Source organism: Clostridium sp. MCC328 (assembly GCF_018785465.1).
Lineage (GTDB): Bacteria > Bacillota > Clostridia > Lachnospirales > Lachnospiraceae > Pilosibacter > Pilosibacter fragilis.
The window spans coordinates 1-490 of record NZ_WQPW01000086.1 but is presented as its reverse complement, the minus strand read 5'-3'; the positions used below and the strand labels follow the sequence as shown (position 1 = coordinate 490).

At 38.2% G+C, this 490-nt stretch carries 1 protein-coding gene; it reads left to right on the top strand.

The window, feature by feature from the left end; genetic code table 11:
• Positions 1-401 (top strand): Fic family protein (locus GPK83_RS12275; RefSeq protein WP_345941811.1); only part of this gene is annotated, 401 nt, incomplete at its 5' end.
• Between the last annotated feature and the right edge of the window lie 89 nt (positions 402-490).

Here is a 490-nt window from a genome sequence, read left to right as displayed (position 1 = left end):
TGAAGTACATGGAACGCCGTGGAAGTGGCCTACGCAAAATCGTCAGTGAAACCGAAAAGCTGCCTGGATACACAGAGGCATATAAGCCCGAATTTTCCTCAACAGCGACAGATTTCAGAGTCATTTTGAAAAATGTGAATTACCATCTTAGTCAGAAAAACTTAGTCAGTGACCAAGTTAGTGATCAAGATAAATCACAGGACATCCTACACGCAGTCTTGGATTTTTGTATAACAGAAAAAAGCAAACAAGAAATTTGCTCGTTTATTGGTTATCGAAATCTCACTTATTTTACAAGAAAATATTTGAATCCTCTACTGGCAAGTGGCCAGCTTAAAATGACTATTCCAGATAAGCCAAACAGTCGAAAACAAAAATATATTACAGTTCGTTCCGAATAAACAGAGAAGCAGGGCATTGGGTCTCATCTCCCATTGTCCTGCTACTTTTCATTCTAAATTATATTCACATACCGGAAAGTTGAATGTCG